This is a genomic window from Snodgrassella sp. ESL0324 (genome assembly GCF_013344955.1).
Classification (GTDB): domain Bacteria; phylum Pseudomonadota; class Gammaproteobacteria; order Burkholderiales; family Neisseriaceae; genus Snodgrassella; species Snodgrassella alvi.
Genome location: NZ_JAAEDS010000012.1, coordinates 560,591 through 578,947 on the forward strand (window position 1 = coordinate 560,591; position 18,357 = coordinate 578,947).

General features: G+C 41.9%; 16 protein-coding genes and 2 tRNA genes. 9 read left to right on the top strand and 9 right to left on the bottom strand.

Annotated features, from left to right (window positions below; translation table 11 throughout):
- Positions 1-86 precede the first annotated feature (86 nt).
- From GYY70_RS04670 to gluQRS, 9 genes are all read right to left on the bottom strand, one after another.
- The gene (locus GYY70_RS04670; RefSeq protein ID WP_025330277.1) at positions 87-575 is read right to left on the bottom strand and encodes a hypothetical protein; all 489 of its coding nucleotides are present in this window, start codon (positions 573-575) and stop codon (positions 87-89) included.
- Between the two features lie 27 nt (positions 576-602).
- Positions 603-965, bottom strand: coding sequence for a DUF423 domain-containing protein (locus GYY70_RS04675; RefSeq protein ID WP_174831426.1), 363 nt, complete (start codon positions 963-965; stop codon positions 603-605).
- 369 nt (positions 966-1,334) lie between these two features.
- Positions 1,335-1,616 (bottom strand): hypothetical protein, encoded by a 282-nt coding sequence (locus GYY70_RS04680; protein ID WP_174831427.1) that lies wholly within the window; start codon positions 1,614-1,616, stop codon positions 1,335-1,337.
- A gap of 260 nt (positions 1,617-1,876) precedes the next feature.
- Complete coding sequence (gene cydX / locus GYY70_RS04685; protein ID WP_025330274.1) at positions 1,877-1,996, bottom strand: cytochrome bd-I oxidase subunit CydX; 120 nt, start codon at positions 1,994-1,996, stop codon at positions 1,877-1,879.
- Positions 1,997-2,060: 64 nt separating this feature from the next.
- The gene (cydB, locus tag GYY70_RS04690; RefSeq protein ID WP_174831428.1) at positions 2,061-3,209 is read right to left on the bottom strand and encodes a cytochrome d ubiquinol oxidase subunit II; all 1,149 of its coding nucleotides are present in this window, start codon (positions 3,207-3,209) and stop codon (positions 2,061-2,063) included.
- Between the two features lie 9 nt (positions 3,210-3,218).
- Complete coding sequence (locus tag GYY70_RS04695; RefSeq protein ID WP_174831429.1) at positions 3,219-4,763, bottom strand: cytochrome ubiquinol oxidase subunit I; 1,545 nt, start codon at positions 4,761-4,763, stop codon at positions 3,219-3,221.
- Positions 4,764-5,144: 381 nt separating this feature from the next.
- The gene (locus GYY70_RS04700) at positions 5,145-6,800 is read right to left on the bottom strand and encodes an amino acid ABC transporter ATP-binding/permease protein (protein ID WP_174831430.1); all 1,656 of its coding nucleotides are present in this window, start codon (positions 6,798-6,800) and stop codon (positions 5,145-5,147) included.
- A complete protein-coding gene (gene cydD, locus GYY70_RS04705; protein ID WP_174831431.1) occupies positions 6,797-8,500 on the bottom strand; it encodes a thiol reductant ABC exporter subunit CydD in 1,704 nt (567 codons plus the stop codon). The genes GYY70_RS04700 and cydD overlap by 4 nt, the downstream gene beginning before the upstream one ends.
- A 38-nt stretch (positions 8,501-8,538) precedes the next feature.
- On the bottom strand, positions 8,539-9,432 hold the full coding sequence (gene gluQRS, locus GYY70_RS04710) for a tRNA glutamyl-Q(34) synthetase GluQRS (protein ID WP_084563351.1): 894 nt from the start codon (positions 9,430-9,432) through the stop codon (positions 8,539-8,541).
- A 261-nt stretch (positions 9,433-9,693) separates the two neighbouring features.
- Here gluQRS and tsaB point away from each other — a divergent pair, with 261 nt between their 5' ends.
- From tsaB to GYY70_RS04755, 9 genes are all read left to right on the top strand, one after another.
- A complete protein-coding gene (tsaB, locus tag GYY70_RS04715; RefSeq protein WP_174831432.1) occupies positions 9,694-10,377 on the top strand; it encodes a tRNA (adenosine(37)-N6)-threonylcarbamoyltransferase complex dimerization subunit type 1 TsaB in 684 nt (227 codons plus the stop codon).
- Positions 10,374-10,805, top strand: a complete 432-nt coding sequence (gene rimI / locus GYY70_RS04720; protein ID WP_174831433.1) for a ribosomal protein S18-alanine N-acetyltransferase — start codon at positions 10,374-10,376, stop codon at positions 10,803-10,805. The genes tsaB and rimI overlap by 4 nt, the downstream gene beginning before the upstream one ends.
- Entirely contained in the window at positions 10,799-11,665 is an 867-nt protein-coding gene (locus tag GYY70_RS04725) for a uracil-DNA glycosylase family protein (protein ID WP_174831434.1), read from the top strand. The genes rimI and GYY70_RS04725 overlap by 7 nt, the downstream gene beginning before the upstream one ends.
- Positions 11,666-11,764: 99 nt before the next feature.
- Positions 11,765-13,738, top strand: coding sequence for a monovalent cation:proton antiporter family protein (locus GYY70_RS04730; protein WP_172332926.1), 1,974 nt, complete (start codon positions 11,765-11,767; stop codon positions 13,736-13,738).
- Between the two features lie 65 nt (positions 13,739-13,803).
- Positions 13,804-13,879 (top strand) — tRNA-Val (locus tag GYY70_RS04735).
- A 32-nt stretch (positions 13,880-13,911) separates the two neighbouring features.
- Positions 13,912-13,988: transfer RNA gene (locus tag GYY70_RS04740), tRNA-Asp, on the top strand.
- 463 nt (positions 13,989-14,451) lie between these two features.
- Complete coding sequence (locus tag GYY70_RS04745) at positions 14,452-15,396, top strand: ABC transporter ATP-binding protein (protein WP_096765737.1); 945 nt, start codon at positions 14,452-14,454, stop codon at positions 15,394-15,396.
- Complete coding sequence (locus GYY70_RS12330; protein WP_174831435.1) at positions 15,393-16,193, top strand: ABC transporter permease subunit; 801 nt, start codon at positions 15,393-15,395, stop codon at positions 16,191-16,193. Before GYY70_RS04745 ends, GYY70_RS12330 begins: the two co-directional genes overlap by 4 nt.
- A 269-nt stretch (positions 16,194-16,462) precedes the next feature.
- On the top strand, positions 16,463-17,662 hold the full coding sequence (locus GYY70_RS04755; protein ID WP_174831436.1) for an MFS transporter: 1,200 nt from the start codon (positions 16,463-16,465) through the stop codon (positions 17,660-17,662).
- The last annotated feature ends 695 nt before the right edge of the window (positions 17,663-18,357 follow it).

Consider the following 18,357-nt stretch of genomic DNA (forward strand, 5'->3'; position numbering starts at 1 on the left):
ATGCAAAAAGCAGTCTGTTTATACAGACTGCTTTTTTAGATAATAACCAGTTACTGGCTATAAAACACCAACCATATCTTTACTGCTTATGGTTGTAGCAATTTGAATTCCACTTTATCAGGTAAGTTTTTAGGCACAATCAAAATTACAAACGGATGCATCTGATAACTTTGTCTTGCACCAGAACGAATGCGTACATCTAATACCAGCTTATCCTGAGCATAATTTAAGGTTAAGGGCGTAATTTCCAACTGCTTTTGCACGATTCCGGCATCATATACAATTACATCATGAGCTGCAAAATCAATAGGAGTTGGTTTCCCATTTTTCCCCATAGTTGCAGCCATACCGAAATAACGGGCAAATTCAACAGATGAACTAATGTGTCTCGGGACTAATCCGGTTACCGTATTTTTAATGAAGTAATTATCGGCCAGCTGATAAGCAACTGGCGTTGCTGATTGGTTGAAAACCTGAGCAGAGCTATTAGCTGTGACAGCTGCTGAATGGCTACAAGCACACAGACTGCCTGCCAGTAAGAAACTCATTATCATTGAATAAACATTACCGCGCATAGCAACCTCCTGTCAGGTTTCATAAATTTACTGCTGCTTAAAAGCCAGCCATGCCAGAGTCAGCCAGCCGGCAATCATTAAAACACCGCCAACCGGTGTAATTACACCGAGCCAGCGTGGCAAACCCAAAGCCATCAGATATAGTGAACCACAAAAAATAATCAATCCTAGCTGTAGCAAAGAAAACGGCATTTTTACCATAAATGCCGGAACTGCTTTTGCTAGTACGCCTAATACCAGTAATCCCAATGCATGCCAGAAAAAATACTGTGTTGCTGTATGCCACCACTCCAGTTGCTGCGCACTGGCCATATGTTTTAATCCGTGTGCACCAAACGCACCCAGCATTACTGCCAAAGCCAGATTAACTGCTGCAATACCTAACCACATATCAATTCCCCATTATTCAATTAATTAAACCGTAGATGTGCCTGTCTTATAACAAACAGACTATTCAGCTAAGCGCAGTATAAAGGTCGGTTTACTGAATCTCAAATTACTTACACAAATACAATCATGGCAAATTTTCATTTTCTGCCCTTCATGCAAGTAAAAACCAAAATAAAAGCTGATGGAAAGATTATATTGCTGAAAATAAAATTTATAAAAACAATCGAAAGAGTAAATTTTTCTCCAAGATACATTAATCTTTTCACTCTTTCTTCTAATTTTCATCATGCTATTACCGATAAAAAAACTGACCCAATTACTATGAACAGGTCAGTTTTTCATCTATTGATTGTAATAGCTGTTTTCTATTTATTTACAGCTGATACCGCTAATTTGTGGCGTTTTTGCCGTACCTACTTTAAATATACATTTAGTGTCACTACTGCCGGTAACAATGAGATTACCGGAAGCAACATTCATATTCAGAGGTTCTTTTACCCCCATTTTTACTGCTGTATTGGCCAGTTTCTGTATTTCTTCCGGCGAATATGCAGTGTTATTACTGGCTACTTTGATTTCCTTGGCACTAACACTTGCTGCTACAACCAGCCCAATAGCAAAAATCAGACTATTACGCATAGATTTATTCATTCGGATTCCTTTCCGAAGATTATATTCATTAAATATACTAATACAAAAAACCAGCACTTTCCAGCAAAATACATCAAATTTACTGTAAATCAAACAATAATGAACAAATCATTTCAATAAATATAATTGTTATCTTTGTATTAACCTTAGTATAAAAGAAAAAGCTGTATACCAAGCAATCTGGTATACAGCAAACCAAAGGAACTTTTTTAAAATTAATTAATTCAGTAACAGAATGTATCGGATTGGCATACACTATTTCATTGTTGTGATTGCTGATCCAGCTTATCTCTGTCTTGCTGATATTCACCCCATAATGCATTTACTACTCCAAGCAATATGGCAAAACCAATACCTAAACACCAAGCGAAATACCACATAAAATACTCCTTGTTTTACTGGCTTGTCTGCCGGCTAAAATACCAGCGGCAGACTAAGCCGAATTTAATACAGGCTATGGTCGTTCTTGCGAATCATGTCGGTAGTTACCTTACCGCGCATCACCCGATAACACCAGCTGGTATAACACAACATCAGCGGCACGAAAATTAATACCACCACCAGCATAACTTTAAGAGTAAATTCACTCGAACTGGCATCCCATACTGTCAGGCTGGAGCGCAAATCTGTGCTTGAAGGCATGATAAAGGGGAACATGGATACACCGGCAGTACTGATTACGCCGCCAAGACCCAATGCTGAAAACCAGAATGCTACAAAATTCTTCCCGCCTTTTGCCAGAAGCCATGCCACTATAAAACCAACATAAGCCAGTACCGGTATCACTAACAGCAGTGGATATTGCTGATAGTTATTCATCCATGCACCTGTGGCACTGACCACTTGTTTATTCAGCGGATCAGGTGAAGCTCCGGGCAAATAACTTCCCTCAACCATACTGTAACCATTAATTCCCATATTGATCCAGATACCGGCCAGTGAGAATGCGATTACCACAACAATCAGAGCAATTGTGCTGGCACGCAGTGCACGTTGTCTTACCTGTTCATCTGTGCGCAATGCCAGATAAATCGCACCATGAAAGGTAATCATTGCAGCCGATACCACACCACACAACAAACTGAAAGGATTGAGCAAAGCCCAGAATGAGCCTGTGTAGAAAGAACGCAAATCATCATCAAAATGAAATGGCACACCCAGCAGCAGATTACCAAAAGCCACACCGAAAATCAGCGGCGGAACGAAACTGCCGACAAACAGTAACCAGTCCCAGGTAGTACGCCAGCGGGCATTATTGATTTTACTGCGATAGTCAAATCCTACCGGACGGAAAAACATTGCCCACAGCACAGCCATCATTGCCCAGTAAAAGCCGGAAAATGCTGTTGCATAAGCATATGGCCATGCTGCAAAAATAGCACCACCACCAGTAAGAAACCACACCTGATTACCATCCCAGTGCGGGGCTACTGAATTAATAATGACACGGCGCTCGTTATCGTTTCTGCCAACAAACGGAAGCAGAGAACCTGCTCCCATATCCTGCCCGTCCATAATGGCAAAGCCAATCAGCAGAACACCCAGCAACAACCACCAGATGAATTTTAATACCGAATAATCCAAGAATTCCATGGTCTACTCCTAATGTTCTGCTTCATTAGCATAACGCCCTGTACCCAGCGAACCCGGGCCCTGATGGGAAAACCGTACCATCAGATACACTTCCACAATTAATAATATTGTGTACAGCGTTACAAAACCGAAAATTGATCCCCAGAGACTAGCAGCCGTCAGCGAAGAAGCCGAAAGATTAGTCGGTAGTACACCATATACTGTCCATGGCTGGCGTCCATACTCTGCAACAAACCATCCTGCCTCACAGGCCAGCCAGGGCAATGGTAAACTCCAGAACGCCCATTTAAGCAACCAGCGTTTTTTTGCAAAATTATTTCTAACTGAAGCATAAAATGCTACAACCATCAGCAACAGCAACAGACAGCCACACAATACCATGATACGGAAACTCCAGAACATCGGAGCGACACGCGGAATAGTTTCCCGGGCTGCATGTGCGATATCAGATTCAGTAGCCTGACGTACATCCGGCACATAAGATTTAAGCAGTAAGCCAAAGCCCAGATCATCACCATATTTTTTCATGGCAGCCTGTGCTTGTGCATCTGTACGGTCTTTACGCAATGTTTCCAGCGCAATCACAGCTTCCCGGCCATTACGAATACGCTCCGTATTCTCAGCAATGATTTCCTTGATTCCCGGAATCTGTTTATCCAGTGACCGGGTACCGATTAAACCCATTACCCATGGAATTTCGATAGCGAAATCATTTTCCATTTTCTGCTCATTTGGCAGAGCAATCAGATTAAACGAAGCCGGAGCCGGTTCTGTTTCCCACATGGCTTCCAGTGTCGCCATTTTGGTTTGCTGTGATTTTCCCACGGTATAACCGGATTCATCACCCAATATAATAACTGACAGAATTGAAGCTACACCAAAAGCTACGGCAATACGAAAGCTTTTCTTGGCAAATTCGACATCCTGACGTTTCAGCATGTACCAGGCAGAAATAGCCATCACGAAAACCGCAGCGGTTACATAACCGGCAGAAACTGTATGTACAAATTTATTCTGCGCTACTTCATTCAGGAAAATTTCAGTAAAACTGGTCATTTCCATACGCATTGATTCAAAATTGAAATGCGCCCCTACCGGATCCTGCATCCAGCCATTGGCTACCAGAATCCACAATGCAGACAGATTGGAACCAAGTGCCATCAGAATGGTAACTAACAGATGACCAGGCCGGCTCAGTCTTTCCCAGCCAAAAAAGAACAGGCCTACAAAAGTGGATTCCAGAAAAAAAGCCATCAGCGCTTCAATAGCCAATGGCGCACCGAAAATATCCCCTACATAATGCGAATAATATGACCAGTTGGTACCAAACTGGAATTCCATTGTTATACCGGTAGTTACACCCAGAGCAAAATTGATGCCGAACAATTTGCCCCAGAATCGCGTCATATCTTTATATATCTGCTTACCGGTTAACACATACGTGGATTCCATTATTACCAGAATCCATACTATCCCCAATGTTAGCGGTACAAACAAAAAATGATAAAGCGCGACCAGCGCAAACTGCAGCCTTGACAGTTCCACTAAATCCATGGCTTTGTTCCTGTGATTTATATTAATAAAAATTATATTTATCTTTAAACCGGCGCATTGACAAATATTTCAATTTAATAGAATTTAATATACTATACAAATCGAAAATATTAAACTAATGCATTAATTTAACAAATAAATATAGTTATTTAAGTTTACATTAAATATGTAAAATTAAAAATAAACTAAACTTCTATTGTTAAAAATATTATATATTTTACTTATACATTATAAATGCTAAAAATATATATTTAAAAATTATAATACAATGTCTTTGTTAAAATTTGTTATTAGTTATTTTATTTGATCTAGATCAAATAAAAGGCAGCCGCAAATGGCTGCCAGAAAAGTAAATCAGCTAAAAATTTATTCAGAATTTCTTCAATTTATTTGCAAAATCTGAGCCTCAGGCCATGGATTAGTCTGATGGCTTGCTACAATCAGAATACCTTGCTGCTGATGCTGTTGCAGCACAGAAGCCAGCTCTGCCTGCGCCTGCTCATCAATACCGGCAAACGGTTCATCCAGTATCAGTACTTTATAAGGACGCAGCAGTAAACGCGCCAGAGCAATGCGACGAGCCTGCCCTCCGGACACAGCTGCTCCATATTCTCCCAGACGTGTTTCCAGAAGCTGGGGCTGATTTTCAGCCCATACAGCCAGCCCGACGCTGGAAAGTACTGACCACAACTCATCCTCAGTAGCATCAGCTTTACCCAAACGCAGATTCTCAGCCAGAGTTAAATCAAATATATCCAGTTGCTGAGCCAGATAACCCACCTCTCCCTGCCACTGCCATGCTGAAAACGGTTGCTGATTACAACACAATTGCCCTGCTGCTGGTTCCAGTTCTCCCGCTAATACTGCCAGCAAAGTAGATTTTCCGGCACCAGATGCCCCTTGCAGCAACAAAATATTACCGTTAACCAAATCAAAACTGACATTTTCCACTCCGTTCAGCGCATCCGGCCAGCGTGCCTGTAATGCACGCGCCTGTAAATGCAGTTGTGCTGGTAAAGGCTTTTTATCTGATTCTTCGACAGTCAGTGCGGGCGTAATTGCATTAAGACGTATGCATGCAGCCTGACACAAACCATAGGTCATCATATTCATACCCAGTACCAGCACCAGTTCTGTAAAACCAAATACAGCCAGCACCAACGCAAGCAACATAGCTACTGAAAGGTTTTCATTGCCACCGAAACACTCACTTCCCAGCCATAACAAAACAGCCACTGCTGCTGCCATCAATACCTGCTGTAACAATACTACTCTTCCTGCCAGTTGCTGCTGATGCAACTGGCCAGAGACATAATATTCATCTTCGGCATGAAAAACCGTTGCAAAGCGTGACCATTGCTGCCATTGCAACAAGGCTGTTATTGCTTCAAGCGGTTGCAGTAAAGCTGTACGCCGTTTTTCAGCCAATCCTGCCTGCTGTTTACCCCAGTTTTGTCCGTACAGAGCAGCCAATGCCGGAATCACGACAGTTGCCAGGAATAATGGAATAGACAGATACAATGCCAGTTTGCTGCCGGCCACAATTACAGTTAGCCCCAGAATGCTCAGTAACATGAATAATGCCCATAACCATGGCAATACAACATTAAGCGGCCAGTTATTCAGCAATTCAATATCACTCAGTAAAGAATGCATCTGCCGCAGAGCGTTCTGTTGCTGCTGTTTACCTGTAGCCAGACGAGAAAACAGCCCGCTACGCAAATCAGCCAGAAGACCCAGTACTGCATCATGTGAACCAAGACGCTCACCATAGCGCCCCGCGGTACGCACAATAGCCAGCAAACGGATCACCCCTGCCGGAGTAAAATAGTTAAAAGTATAAGCTGTTGCCAGACTTATTATTCCGGCCAGCCCGGCAGCAGTAATAAACCAGCCGGACAGAGCCAGCAGTCCGATACTGGCTATAGCCGTTACCTGCCCCAATAACCATGCCAGTAACCAGGCACTTTTTCGGCTCAGTAATAAATTAGACAGTTTCAGCTGCTGTTGTGACCATAACAAATGATAACGCTTCATCGTAATTGCTCCTGCTGGTCAGTCAGCATGATTTCCCTGTCAACCCATCCGGCAAAACTAATATCATGACTAACGAGTATTACCGTTTTACCGATACTCAGCTGCGCCAGCAACTGCATAATTTCCGATGCTGTTTGCGCATCCAGATGAGCGGTTGGTTCATCCAGCAGCCATAACGGTGCTTTTCGTAACAGCATTTGTGCCAGCGCCAGTCGTTGTAACTGTCCGCCGGACATTCCACGACCACGCTCACCCAGTTGTGTATCCATTTGATGAGGTAAACGCTGAATTAATACCCACAGTCCTACTTGTTGCAGTACCTGCTGCAACTCTTCATCCGTAGCATCCGGGCTGGCCAGCCGCAAATTTTCGGCAATTGATAGTGACAATATTGGTGGCGTCTGTGCCAGATAAGCCACTGACTGCCGTAATAGCGGTAAATTTAATTCAGCATAATTATGCTGATTGATCCATAAAGTACCAGAGTAAGGAGCAAATCCCAGTAAGGCCTGCAGCAGACTGGATTTTCCACTGCCACTCGCTCCTCTGAGCAGAACACGTTCTCCGGCTTCTATGCAAAAACTGAATTGCGGCAGACGGATACGTTCATCACGTCCGTATACCACCAGATAATCTGCGCGCAAACTGGGAGGTGTTTGCAATACAAAATCAACTTCTTCAGAAACAGCAGGTATATTTTCGACCACTTTATATAGTGGCATTAATGTCTCGGCTGCTGCCTCTGCCTTAGCTTTATCATGATAATCAGCACCAAGCTGACGCAATGGTGCATAAAATTCCGGCGCCAGCAATAAAATAAACAATGCACCCTGATAAGGTACCGGTATTTGTCCGTTTGCCCAGGGCAATACGCCCAGCAGTCCAAGACCCAGATAGACAGCCACCAGTGCGATTGCCAGTGAAGCAAACAGTTCCAGAACAGCTGTAGACAGAAATGCCAGCCGTAATACCGCCATTGTTCGCACCCGATAAGATTCAGCAGCGGCATCGATAGTCTTCTGTGCCTGCAACTGAGCACCTAAACGACGTAACGTGGGCAGACCCCGCAACAAATCCAGAAAACGTCCGCTTAAAGCCGCCAGTGCTGAAAACTGCGCACGATTTTTACGTGCTGCCGCCTGTCCGAGCAAAATCATAAAAATCGGAACCAATGGCGCAGTCAGCAATAATAGCGCAGCAGCAAATGGACTATAAAAACAAGTAGCCGCGGCAATCAGTACCGGCATCAGTGCTGCAAGTTGCTGTTGCAGAACATAGCGGCTTAAATAACCATCCAGAGCATCTACCTGTTCCAGAACCATTGTAGACAGAGCTCCATCACTGCCATACTGGCTGCGCTCAGGTCCCAATAACGCCAGTGCTTTCATTAACTGACTGCGCAACTGTAATCTGATTGCCACACTCGCCCGTAATAGCAACCGGTCTTTAAAATAGTTCAGTAACGGCCGCAACAGCCAGCAGATTAATAGATAAGGTAAAAACTGGAATAAAGTCTCAGTTACATTTTCTCCATTAAGCCACAAAGCAAAAAGGTTAGCCAGTAGAGCACTCTGTACAATAATTAATACTGCTGCGGTAACCATCAGCACCCATGCCAGCCGGTATGAGCGGCGCTGTTGTTTTTGCCATAAGCGCAGATAAAATCGCGGAGCAGATGCATGTAAGTTACTTCGAACCAACCCTTTTCTCCCTCGTTGTCTAAAACTTTCTATCAGCATTAATTTGTTGCAATTGCCTGTGGTGAAACACGCTTAAGCTGCCAGTGCTGCACCGCCCAGCTCAGCAAATCAGACAGACTATCCACTTCTGGTGCCTGCGGCTGCCCGAGATAAGTAAGAACCTGCCGCAGTAAAGTTTCACGCCGGCGCAAATCTAATGCAGGTGCCTGCGTCTGTTTTGACCATTTTTGTCCCAGCGTATTAGTCAGCAACGGTAAATGAGCATAAGCCGGCTGTGCAAAACCCAGTAACTGCTGTAAATAAATCTGACGGGGAGTAGATAATAACAAATCCTGACCGCGTACTACATGATTGATTCCCTGATCCGCATCATCAACTACGACCGCCAGTTGATAAGCCCAGAAACCATCTGCCCGCAACAAAACAAAATCGCCCACATCTCTGGATAGACACTGTTGCTTATAACCTTGTATTGCATCCGTAAAACCGGTTATATCTGCATCAGTCCGCAAACGCCATGCCGGCATTTTCTCTGAACAGACAGACTTATCTGCATTCAAAGATGCACAATGCCCGCCATAAATAAAACCATCCACACCCATGCCCTGTGCTTCAGCCTGTATCGTTTTCCGGCTGCAAAAGCATGGATACACCAGTCCTTGCGCCTTTAACTGCGCCAGAGCAGCAGCATAAAGGTGATGACGCTTGCTCTGATAAACAACTTCACCATCCCAGTGCAGTTCAAAAGCTTCCAGTGCAGATAAAATAGCTGCCGCCGCACCCGGCATTTCACGTGGCGGATCCAGATCTTCCATCCGCACCAGCCAGCGTCCCTGTCGGCTGCGGGCATCCAGATAAGAAGCTACCGCAGTAAGCAGCGAACCGATATGCAACAAACCGGTAGGGCTGGGGGCAAAACGCCCTACATACAACTCATCCACAAACAACTTCCATTCTTAATTCAATTTCACAGCCGGGACAGCTGATATAACTTAACATCACACCCGAAAAAGTACAAACCAGCCGTAATAATTAATCACTAAATCTATAATATAAACAATTATTTATCAAAAAATTACCCAAAAATAGCATTTATTACCCTTACCTATAACTTTACTCTGGCACAATATTTAACCTAAAAAATAAAGGCATAAAACGGTATAATTCAATTTATCCGAATACATTAACACATCATGATTAGCAATGATTCACGTCTGCTTGTAATCGATACCAGCACCAGTTATCTGTCACTGGGGCTGCATCACAACGGACATACTGACAGCATCTGCGAAGCAGCAGGTGCAAAACAGTCTGAACTGATATTACCGCGTATACAGCAGTTACTGGCAGAATCCGGACTGATACTGTCTCAGCTGGATGCCATCATTTACGCACAAGGCCCCGGTGCTTTCACCGGATTACGCATCGGTCTGGGTGTAGCTACTGGTCTGGCATTACCATTCAGTCTGCCACTGATTGGCATTCCCTGTCTGGATGCCGTAGCTGCTCTCGCACCGGATCAGCCTTGCGTACTGGCCGCAACAGATGCACGTATGAACGAACTATTCTATGCATGGTATGACACCCATAATCATAAACTTCTGAGTGATTATATGGTGGGTACTGCCGAAAGCATCCGTCTGCCGGCCGGTCAGCATCAGGCTACAGGTATCGGTAACGCTTACGGGCTGAATATCACTTTACCCGTATCAGGGCAGAATCTTATGCCCAGAGCTCAGGAGTACGTGCAACTGGCCTTATCCGGTCGTTACAAAGCAACTGATGCTGCTCATGCCAGCCTGCATTATGTCCGCAATAAAATTGCCCTGACAGCTGCCGAACAGGCTGCCAGACGAACTGCGAGTCAGATAGCATGAATATCCGTGCCGCCACTCTCGCCGATGTCGCCGCTTTGCATGAGCTTGAACAACAGTGTAATCCGGCGCCATGGTCAGCAACACAACTGGCCAATACCGTTTATGCACCACAACCTGTATGGGTAATCAAGCTGCCTGCGCATGGAATTGTCAGTATGCTGGTCTGGCAAAAACTGCCGGGGGAAGCCGAAATTCATTTGCTTGACACCCATCCTGATTTCAGACGGCAGGGTTATGCACAACAATTACTGGAGCATTTATTCCAGCATGCAAAGCAACAGCATCTGAGCCGGATATTGCTTGAAGTGCGTGCCGGCAATTCCGGTGCACTACAACTGTATACAAACAATGGTTTCGTATCCTGTGGCATACGTAAAAATTATTACCAGAATGGTGATGATGCTGTATTAATGGAAAAACCATGCTAGACAGCCGCTATCTTTATCTGCACGAAGCACTGGGCCTCGGCCCCATGTGGTTATCACAAACTGCTTATCTGATACCTTCCCAGGTTACGGAAACAAATACGCCAGTAAAAAACAATACCCGGCTTGTTGCGCGTTCTGCTCCGGACAATTCTGTCCATCTACAACCAGTGAGAACTTCTTACTCGAGTCCACCGGTTGATATTTCTGCAATTCAGCCAGCCAGCCGGCATCGTGACGCACTCCGGCAAATTATTAATCAGCCGCCAACTAAACCTGTAAAACAGACTGCTAAAGAAGATAACACTAGCAAAATCAGCCCCATTACCACAAATGATAAATTAAATATCAGCTTCGAATCCATTCCGGCAACACTGGCCGCATGCACCCGCTGTAATTTACATCAGGAGCGCTGCACCCCGCTACTGGGATATGGTGCAAGCAATGCGCGGCTTCTGGTCATCAGCTCTAATCCTGCACCGCCGGACGACAGCAGCAGGCAGCTTTTCAGCGGAGAAGTCGGCAAATTGCTCAGCAATATGCTGGCAGCCATTAATATTACTGCTGAAGAAGTTTTTTTTACCAGCCAGGTAAAGTGTGCGCCTAATGTCAGCCTGCGTATTACTGATGAGCATCTGCAAGCCTGTTTGCCTTATCTGAGTGCTCAGATCGAACATATCCGGCCTCAGGCTATTCTGCTGCTCGGGCAGATATTCAGCCAGCTCGACCAGACAATACTGGCACAGAATCTGCACAATATTCCTTACGTAATATCGCCCCACCCTGCACGATTATTGCGTCAAAGCCATTTAAAAGCCAATGCATGGACAGCACTTAAACAATTGCGCAATTTCTTACAATAATCTGTTAAAAAATGTATCTTTATAAGGTATAAGTCCGCACAAGCCAAAACATCTATGTTAAAATATGATAATAAAATTTTAATTAAATAAAATCAATATATTATGCATATTTCTCTTGGCCCTGTCGTGATGATTCTTTTGGTGGCCGTTTTGGCCTCTATCATCTGCCGACGTTTACACATTCCCGCCATGCTAGGCTACCTGGTAGTTGGCTTCATAGCCGGTCCTGGCTGGCTGCATTTAATTAATCAGAGTCATGCCACCGAATTTATCGGAGAAATCGGCATTACGTTTCTTATGTTCAGCATCGGGCTTGAGTTTTCCATCGGCAAACTTAAAGCCATGCGCAGGCTGGTGCTTGGTTTAGGCGGATTACAGGTCGCACTTACCCTGTTGATACTTTTTATCCTGTTTGCAGCTATGCGTATTCAGCTGACATGGGCGTTTACCCTAGCCGCAGCCATGACTATGTCTTCTACGGCTATTGTCAGCCGCATTATGGTAGAAAAAAACGAACTGGGACAGCATTACGGCCACATGATTATGGGCGTACTGCTGATGCAGGATATTGCCGTCGTTCCATTGATGATTTTATTACCTGCTCTGGCTCACAGCAGTGACGGTCTGATCCTGCAAATGGGCAAAGCCCTGCTTACCATGGCACTTGCCTTAGGTCTGCTGCTGGTGGTCGGCAGTAAAATCATGCCTATGTGGTTCCGTCTGATTGCCCGCACCAAATCCAGCGAACTTTTCATGATTAACGTTTTGCTGGTCACTCTCGGAGTTGCTTATCTTACTCAGCTGGCCGGTCTCTCACTGGCACTGGGCGCCTTTGTAGCCGGTATGCTGATATCAGAAACCGAATACCGCTATCAGGTAGAAGATGACATTCGCCCCTTCCGGGACATTCTGCTCGGCTTCTTCTTCATTACCATCGGCATGAAACTGAATATACAAGTTTTACAGTCAAGCTGGTTAATGATACTGATACTGGGAGCACTGCTGGTTATTCTGAAAGCAGCGGTACTATTTGGCATTAGCCGCTACATGAAAGAAAATACCGGCGACAGCATTAAAACAGCTTTGTATCTCGCTCAAGGCGGTGAATTCGGCTTTGTTATGCTGGCCATTAGCGGCGCATTAAAACTCATTTCTCTTGAGCTGCAACAGGCAGCCATTGCCGCCATCCTGCTTTCCATGATACTGGCGCCCTTTATTATGCGAAGTGCAGATAAAATCAACAAACTACTGGTTAAACGCAGCTGGGACGAACAGGCAGTTGATTTACAGAGCATACTGGTAGATACCATGAGTAAATCTGACCATATCCTCATTATCGGTTTCGGCCGCTGCGGTCAGAGCATTGCCCGTATCCTGCAACAGGAGGATACACCCTACTATGCCATTGATCTGGATGCTGAACGGGTTGCCACAGCCAAAGCTGCCGGTGAACCGGTCACCTTCGGTGATGCCAAACGGCAGGAAGTATTACAGGCAGCCGGATTAAAACGTGCCAATACCGTACTGATTACCATCAACAACATGACAGAGGCTAAGCATATTCTCAATAATATTATGCTGATTGCCCCTACCATGCCGGTAATTGTGCGCGTTACCAACGACGACAACATTCCTGTGCTAACCAATATGGGGGCAGACGACATCGTTTCTGATGAAAAAGAATCCAGCCTTACGCTCGCCAGTCAGGCATTATTAAGCTCAGGTAAGCCGTTTGATGAAGTCTATCAAATCATGCAGCGTATTCGTCAAAACCGTTATCAGGCACTTGAAGGTTTATTTGCCGGCAGCGATGACACCGTTTCTGATGAGAATATCCATTATTTCCGTCAGGCTTTCACTCTGCCGCCAGATGCTTTTCTGGTAGGTAAAAGTGTAGACGACCTTCCGCTGGACAAATTGAAAGTAAAACTGCTCTCAGTACGCCGCAATGCTCATCAATTACGCAAATTTGACTCTGAATTCCGTTTTAAAAATGCAGATACCCTGGTTGTACTTGGTCCCAGAGACAAAGTAATTCTTTTTGAAAACTGGTCACTACAGGGAACGAACTAATTTTTTCATAACTAGTACTTGCCAGCGAACGGCATATCTGGTTTAATAGCGTCTTTCCCAAGCAGGGGTGATTAGCTCAGTTGGTAGAGCGTCTGCCTTACAAGCAGAATGTCGGCGGTTCGACTCCGTCATCACCCACCAGTTTTCTGTTTTATGCGTTGCATAAAACTTGCGCGGTGGTAGCTCAGTTGGTTAGAGTACCGGCCTGTCACGCCGGGGGTCGCGGGTTCGAGCCCCGTCCGCCGCGCCAAATTAAATAAAAAAGCACAGCATAAGCTGTGCTTTTTTATTATTCATTATATACAAACATTTTTCAGACAATCTATTACGTCAAACCCGAATATTCAAATACTTAATCCTTATAGAACAGATATCCTTTAATCAGACCATTTATGCATCATTCCCAGAATTTTTCTGGCAGATAATTTTGATTACAGCAAAAAATTATTTCAGTCAGATTTGTTCTGCTTATAGCTATTTATCTGATTCATTATATAAAAAAGATTCAAAAGCAACACTCAACTTATATTCAGCATGTCCAGCTGAATAAACCATCAATAAACCAGACATTTTAATATTGTTAAATTATGTATAATACATTATTATAAATAAGGAAAATAAAAATTCCGTATACCATAAAGACAGGTATTGCTTTACTCATATAACATCGACAAAGTCAATAAATTTAACTCCCTGAACAAGAAAGGTTTAGAGTGGGAAAAATCAATTATCTCATTGAAGTTAAAAATGTCAGCAAAAAAATCAAAAACAGGAAGATTCTGGATAACATTTCTTTCAAGATTGCACCCGGTCGGATTATGGGCTTTTTAGGCCCCAATGGTGCCGGCAAAACCACTATGCTGAAAATACTCACAGGTCTGATGTTTCCCACTTCCGGAGACATTAAAATCTGTGGGCACAATATACAAAAAGACTTTGAAAAAGCAGCTTTTAATCTTGGTACCATCATTGAAAATCCGGAATTCTATAATTACATGTCCGGTTTTAATAATCTGCAAATCTTTGCTGATATGAGCCGTCAGTCAATCAGTAAAGATGATTTAATGCAAACATTAACCAGAACCGGGCTTAAAGGTGCAGAACACCAAAAAGTCAAAGGCTATTCTCTGGGTATGCGCCAAAGATTAGGCGTCGCAAACGCAACTATTCATCAGCCTAAAGTATTAATTCTGGATGAACCCATGAATGGTCTTGATCCGGAAGGAATGAAAGATTTTCGTACATTGATGAAAAATTTTGTCCAGCATGGAAACAGTATTATTATTTCCAGCCACCTGCTTTCTGAGCTTCAGGAAATTGTTAATGATATTTTTATCGTTAATCAGGGCAGACAGGTCTATGCGGGAACAATGAGTGATTTTCTGGGTAAATCCAATAACATTATTCATATCGAAGTAGACGGAGATTTAGCACCGGCAGAAAAAATTCTGCTGAACAACGGGTATCAGGTTACCCGTCAGCTCAATAATCTTGAAATTGCAACTGATTCAACTGACCACGATCCGCGTGCAGAAATTGCCAGACTTCTTGTTCAACATGATATTCCCTTAATTGGTTTGAAGCTGACTCATTACTCTCTGGAAGATTCTTTTCTGCAAAGCATAAAAAACGATAATCAACAAAAGGCCAACAAATGAAATTACTAATTAATGAATGGCGTAAATACCTTAAAAAAAACCGAAATATCATTATCATACCCATAATATTATTATTGATATTAATTATTTATTTCAGCACTATGCATTTTGTGATCACTCATACATCACATTCAGTTTCTAAAGATGATAGTGACCACGTCTTTTTATTTAGTATCACTATTTGTTACAAATTTATTAATTTTATCTCTATTATTTATGCATCTAATATTCTAAGTTCTGAAATATCCAAAGGAACAGTTAAATTTATTCTGACCCGTCCTTATCAGCGCTACAAAATATTACTGGCTAAAATTGCAGCGATTACTATATTAATGCCTGTGTTTCTGATTATATCTGTAATCATTTCCCTATTATTACATATACTGACAATTCACCAAATGCCGGAAATTAGCATCATATTAAAGTACACTGGAATATACGGCATATTCATATTAGCCATTACAATATTTTTTACTGCTTTTGCTCTGATGCTTTCTTCTGTATTTAACAGCAGTGCACTCATAACCGGTAGCTGTATTGTGTATTATTTCTTTGCCAGTGGTCTGTGGAAAACAATCAACTTTTTCTACCTTGATTTACCTGAAGACGGATGGATATACAAATTAAGCCCATTAAATGTAAACAGCTATTTGATTGAGTTAATTTCTAAAACAGTTGATCAGCCTGTCCAGAGTGAATTTTTTATTATCTTGGCAGCCAATATTGTTTATGCATTGATTTTTTTCCTGATAGCCACATTGATATTCAGACGGCGTGATATTTCATTATCCAACTAACTGTTAACATTAAAATTTTAAAGGTCAGGCTTCAAAATATTATTTAATAATTCAGCAATTTAACTGATATTTTCAGTCTGACCTTTATGCTATTCTGCAATTTATCAACCTCAATCAGATTAGTATGATTGAGGTCTTTGCTTTTTGCATTGGTTTATCTTGTTTTTTCTACAATACGAATTTCGTATAACAAATTATATATTTCTCAATTCTTATTTTGTTAGTTAACCTGTCTTGAACTCAATCACTCGCTAATCGGGATTTTGTTCATGGAAGCAAAGTCTAAAGAAAATCTTGTACAGACAAAACCGAATTTAATGTTATCAGCATTATTAATCATGCTGTTAGTCGGGTCGGTTTATATCAGCCAACTTATTTTTCAAGAGATCTCTCAAAGCTATCATATTGATATTTTAGCAGCGAGAAATGTATTCAGCTTATCTTGCTTTTTTTATGCCATTTCTTTTTTTATTTATGGCCCGCTTTCGGACAAAGTTTCGACAAAGTTGTTAGTTTTGGTCGGTAGTATTGGAACTGTTTGTTGTTTATTTTTATCGGTGATTGTTGATTCTTTTACGTTGTATTTGGTCACCATGTCATTAATCGGTTTTTTTGCCGCTGCTGTTCCTGCGGCATTATTCGCTTATACAGCTAAAAACACGCCTAACCATAAGTTACCCCAAGCAATGGGAATGATGATTTCAGCTTCTATTGTGGGCATGATTTTTAGTCGAAGTATAGTCGCAATGCTGACCGATCTTTGGTCCTGGCAAGTTGCATTTATTATTTATGCGAGTTTGATAACTGCAACATGTTTTTTTGTCCCTTACGGTATAAAACGCTCAATAATCCAACCTTCAACTAATAGTGTACGGGGTACTTATCTAGCGGCAATTAAATTATTACTTGATAAAACGGTAATTATTTTTTTATTAGTCGGCTTTTTACTATTTTTTGTTTATTTAGGATTATCTTCATTACTTACTTTTTATTTGAAAAGTTCACCTTTTTATTTGTCTGCAACAACTTTAGGCTGGCTTAATTTTGCCGGTCTGAGTGCGGTTATTGGCACCATAATTACTGGTAAATTATCACAGATTATCAAAGAACGGTCTCTCTTAATCATCTGTTTGCTAGCTGTATGTATATCGGTTGTGACTATTGGTTATAGCTCAGCAATATATATTATCGGATTCGGGATTTTTGCTTTGTTTTTATTTGTATTTGGCATTCAGCCATTAGTTATAGCCATGCTTAATAAAATTGTGCCAATTAATTCGCGCGGTGCGATTTCGTCTTTATATTTACTCTCGTGTTTGGCAGGAGGCAGTATTGGCACCTATCTATTAGGTATAGTTTATCAAAACATGACCTGGAATGGAGTAATTGCCATTTGTGTTCTGTTATCAACGTTAAATCTGATCTTAGCGTTAGTTGGTATTCAACTTATTAAAAATAATCATAAATAATAAAAATACAGGAATTTATTAATAAGGAAACTCGTTATGAAAAAAGATTATTATCATCCTCGATATTTATATTTTGCAGATTTATTGATGATTTAAGTATGACAATTTTAAGATGATCACCTACAAGCTCAATGCTCCGATAGCAATTGCCTTTGATAGCGCAGAGCTTACGTATATAACAGATTAGTCAAATAATTCAATAATCAAAGTAAACACCAACGGTGAAAAAGAGATTTTCTTTGACATCATACATAAACACTTAAATACAGATATGCAGACAATATTTGAGATTCTGCCATTAAATAAAATAGCTAAACGAATTCATAAGTGAAACTGACACAACTTATTTTCAACAATATCTGTTTTCTGCTGATCCAGCCAATGCATAATTGATAATTAGCTTAGCCGATATCTGTAAACCATATATTTAGCTTCACATACGATTGTTACACCAGATTATTTGGTATTATTTCTCTCATTATTAGTTTCTATAGATTTAATTAATATTTTCCCGTTAACTTTCATACTAACATTAACTATATCTTTTCTGTTATGATTCCCGACGATATCAATAATTACCTGCAGATAATTTAATTTTAGATTTGATTTTTTTAAATCATTTCCATTAAACATTCGCATGATGTGCTTTTCCAGTCTGATTGACGAAAATATTGTCGCTTATACAGTTTAATTGC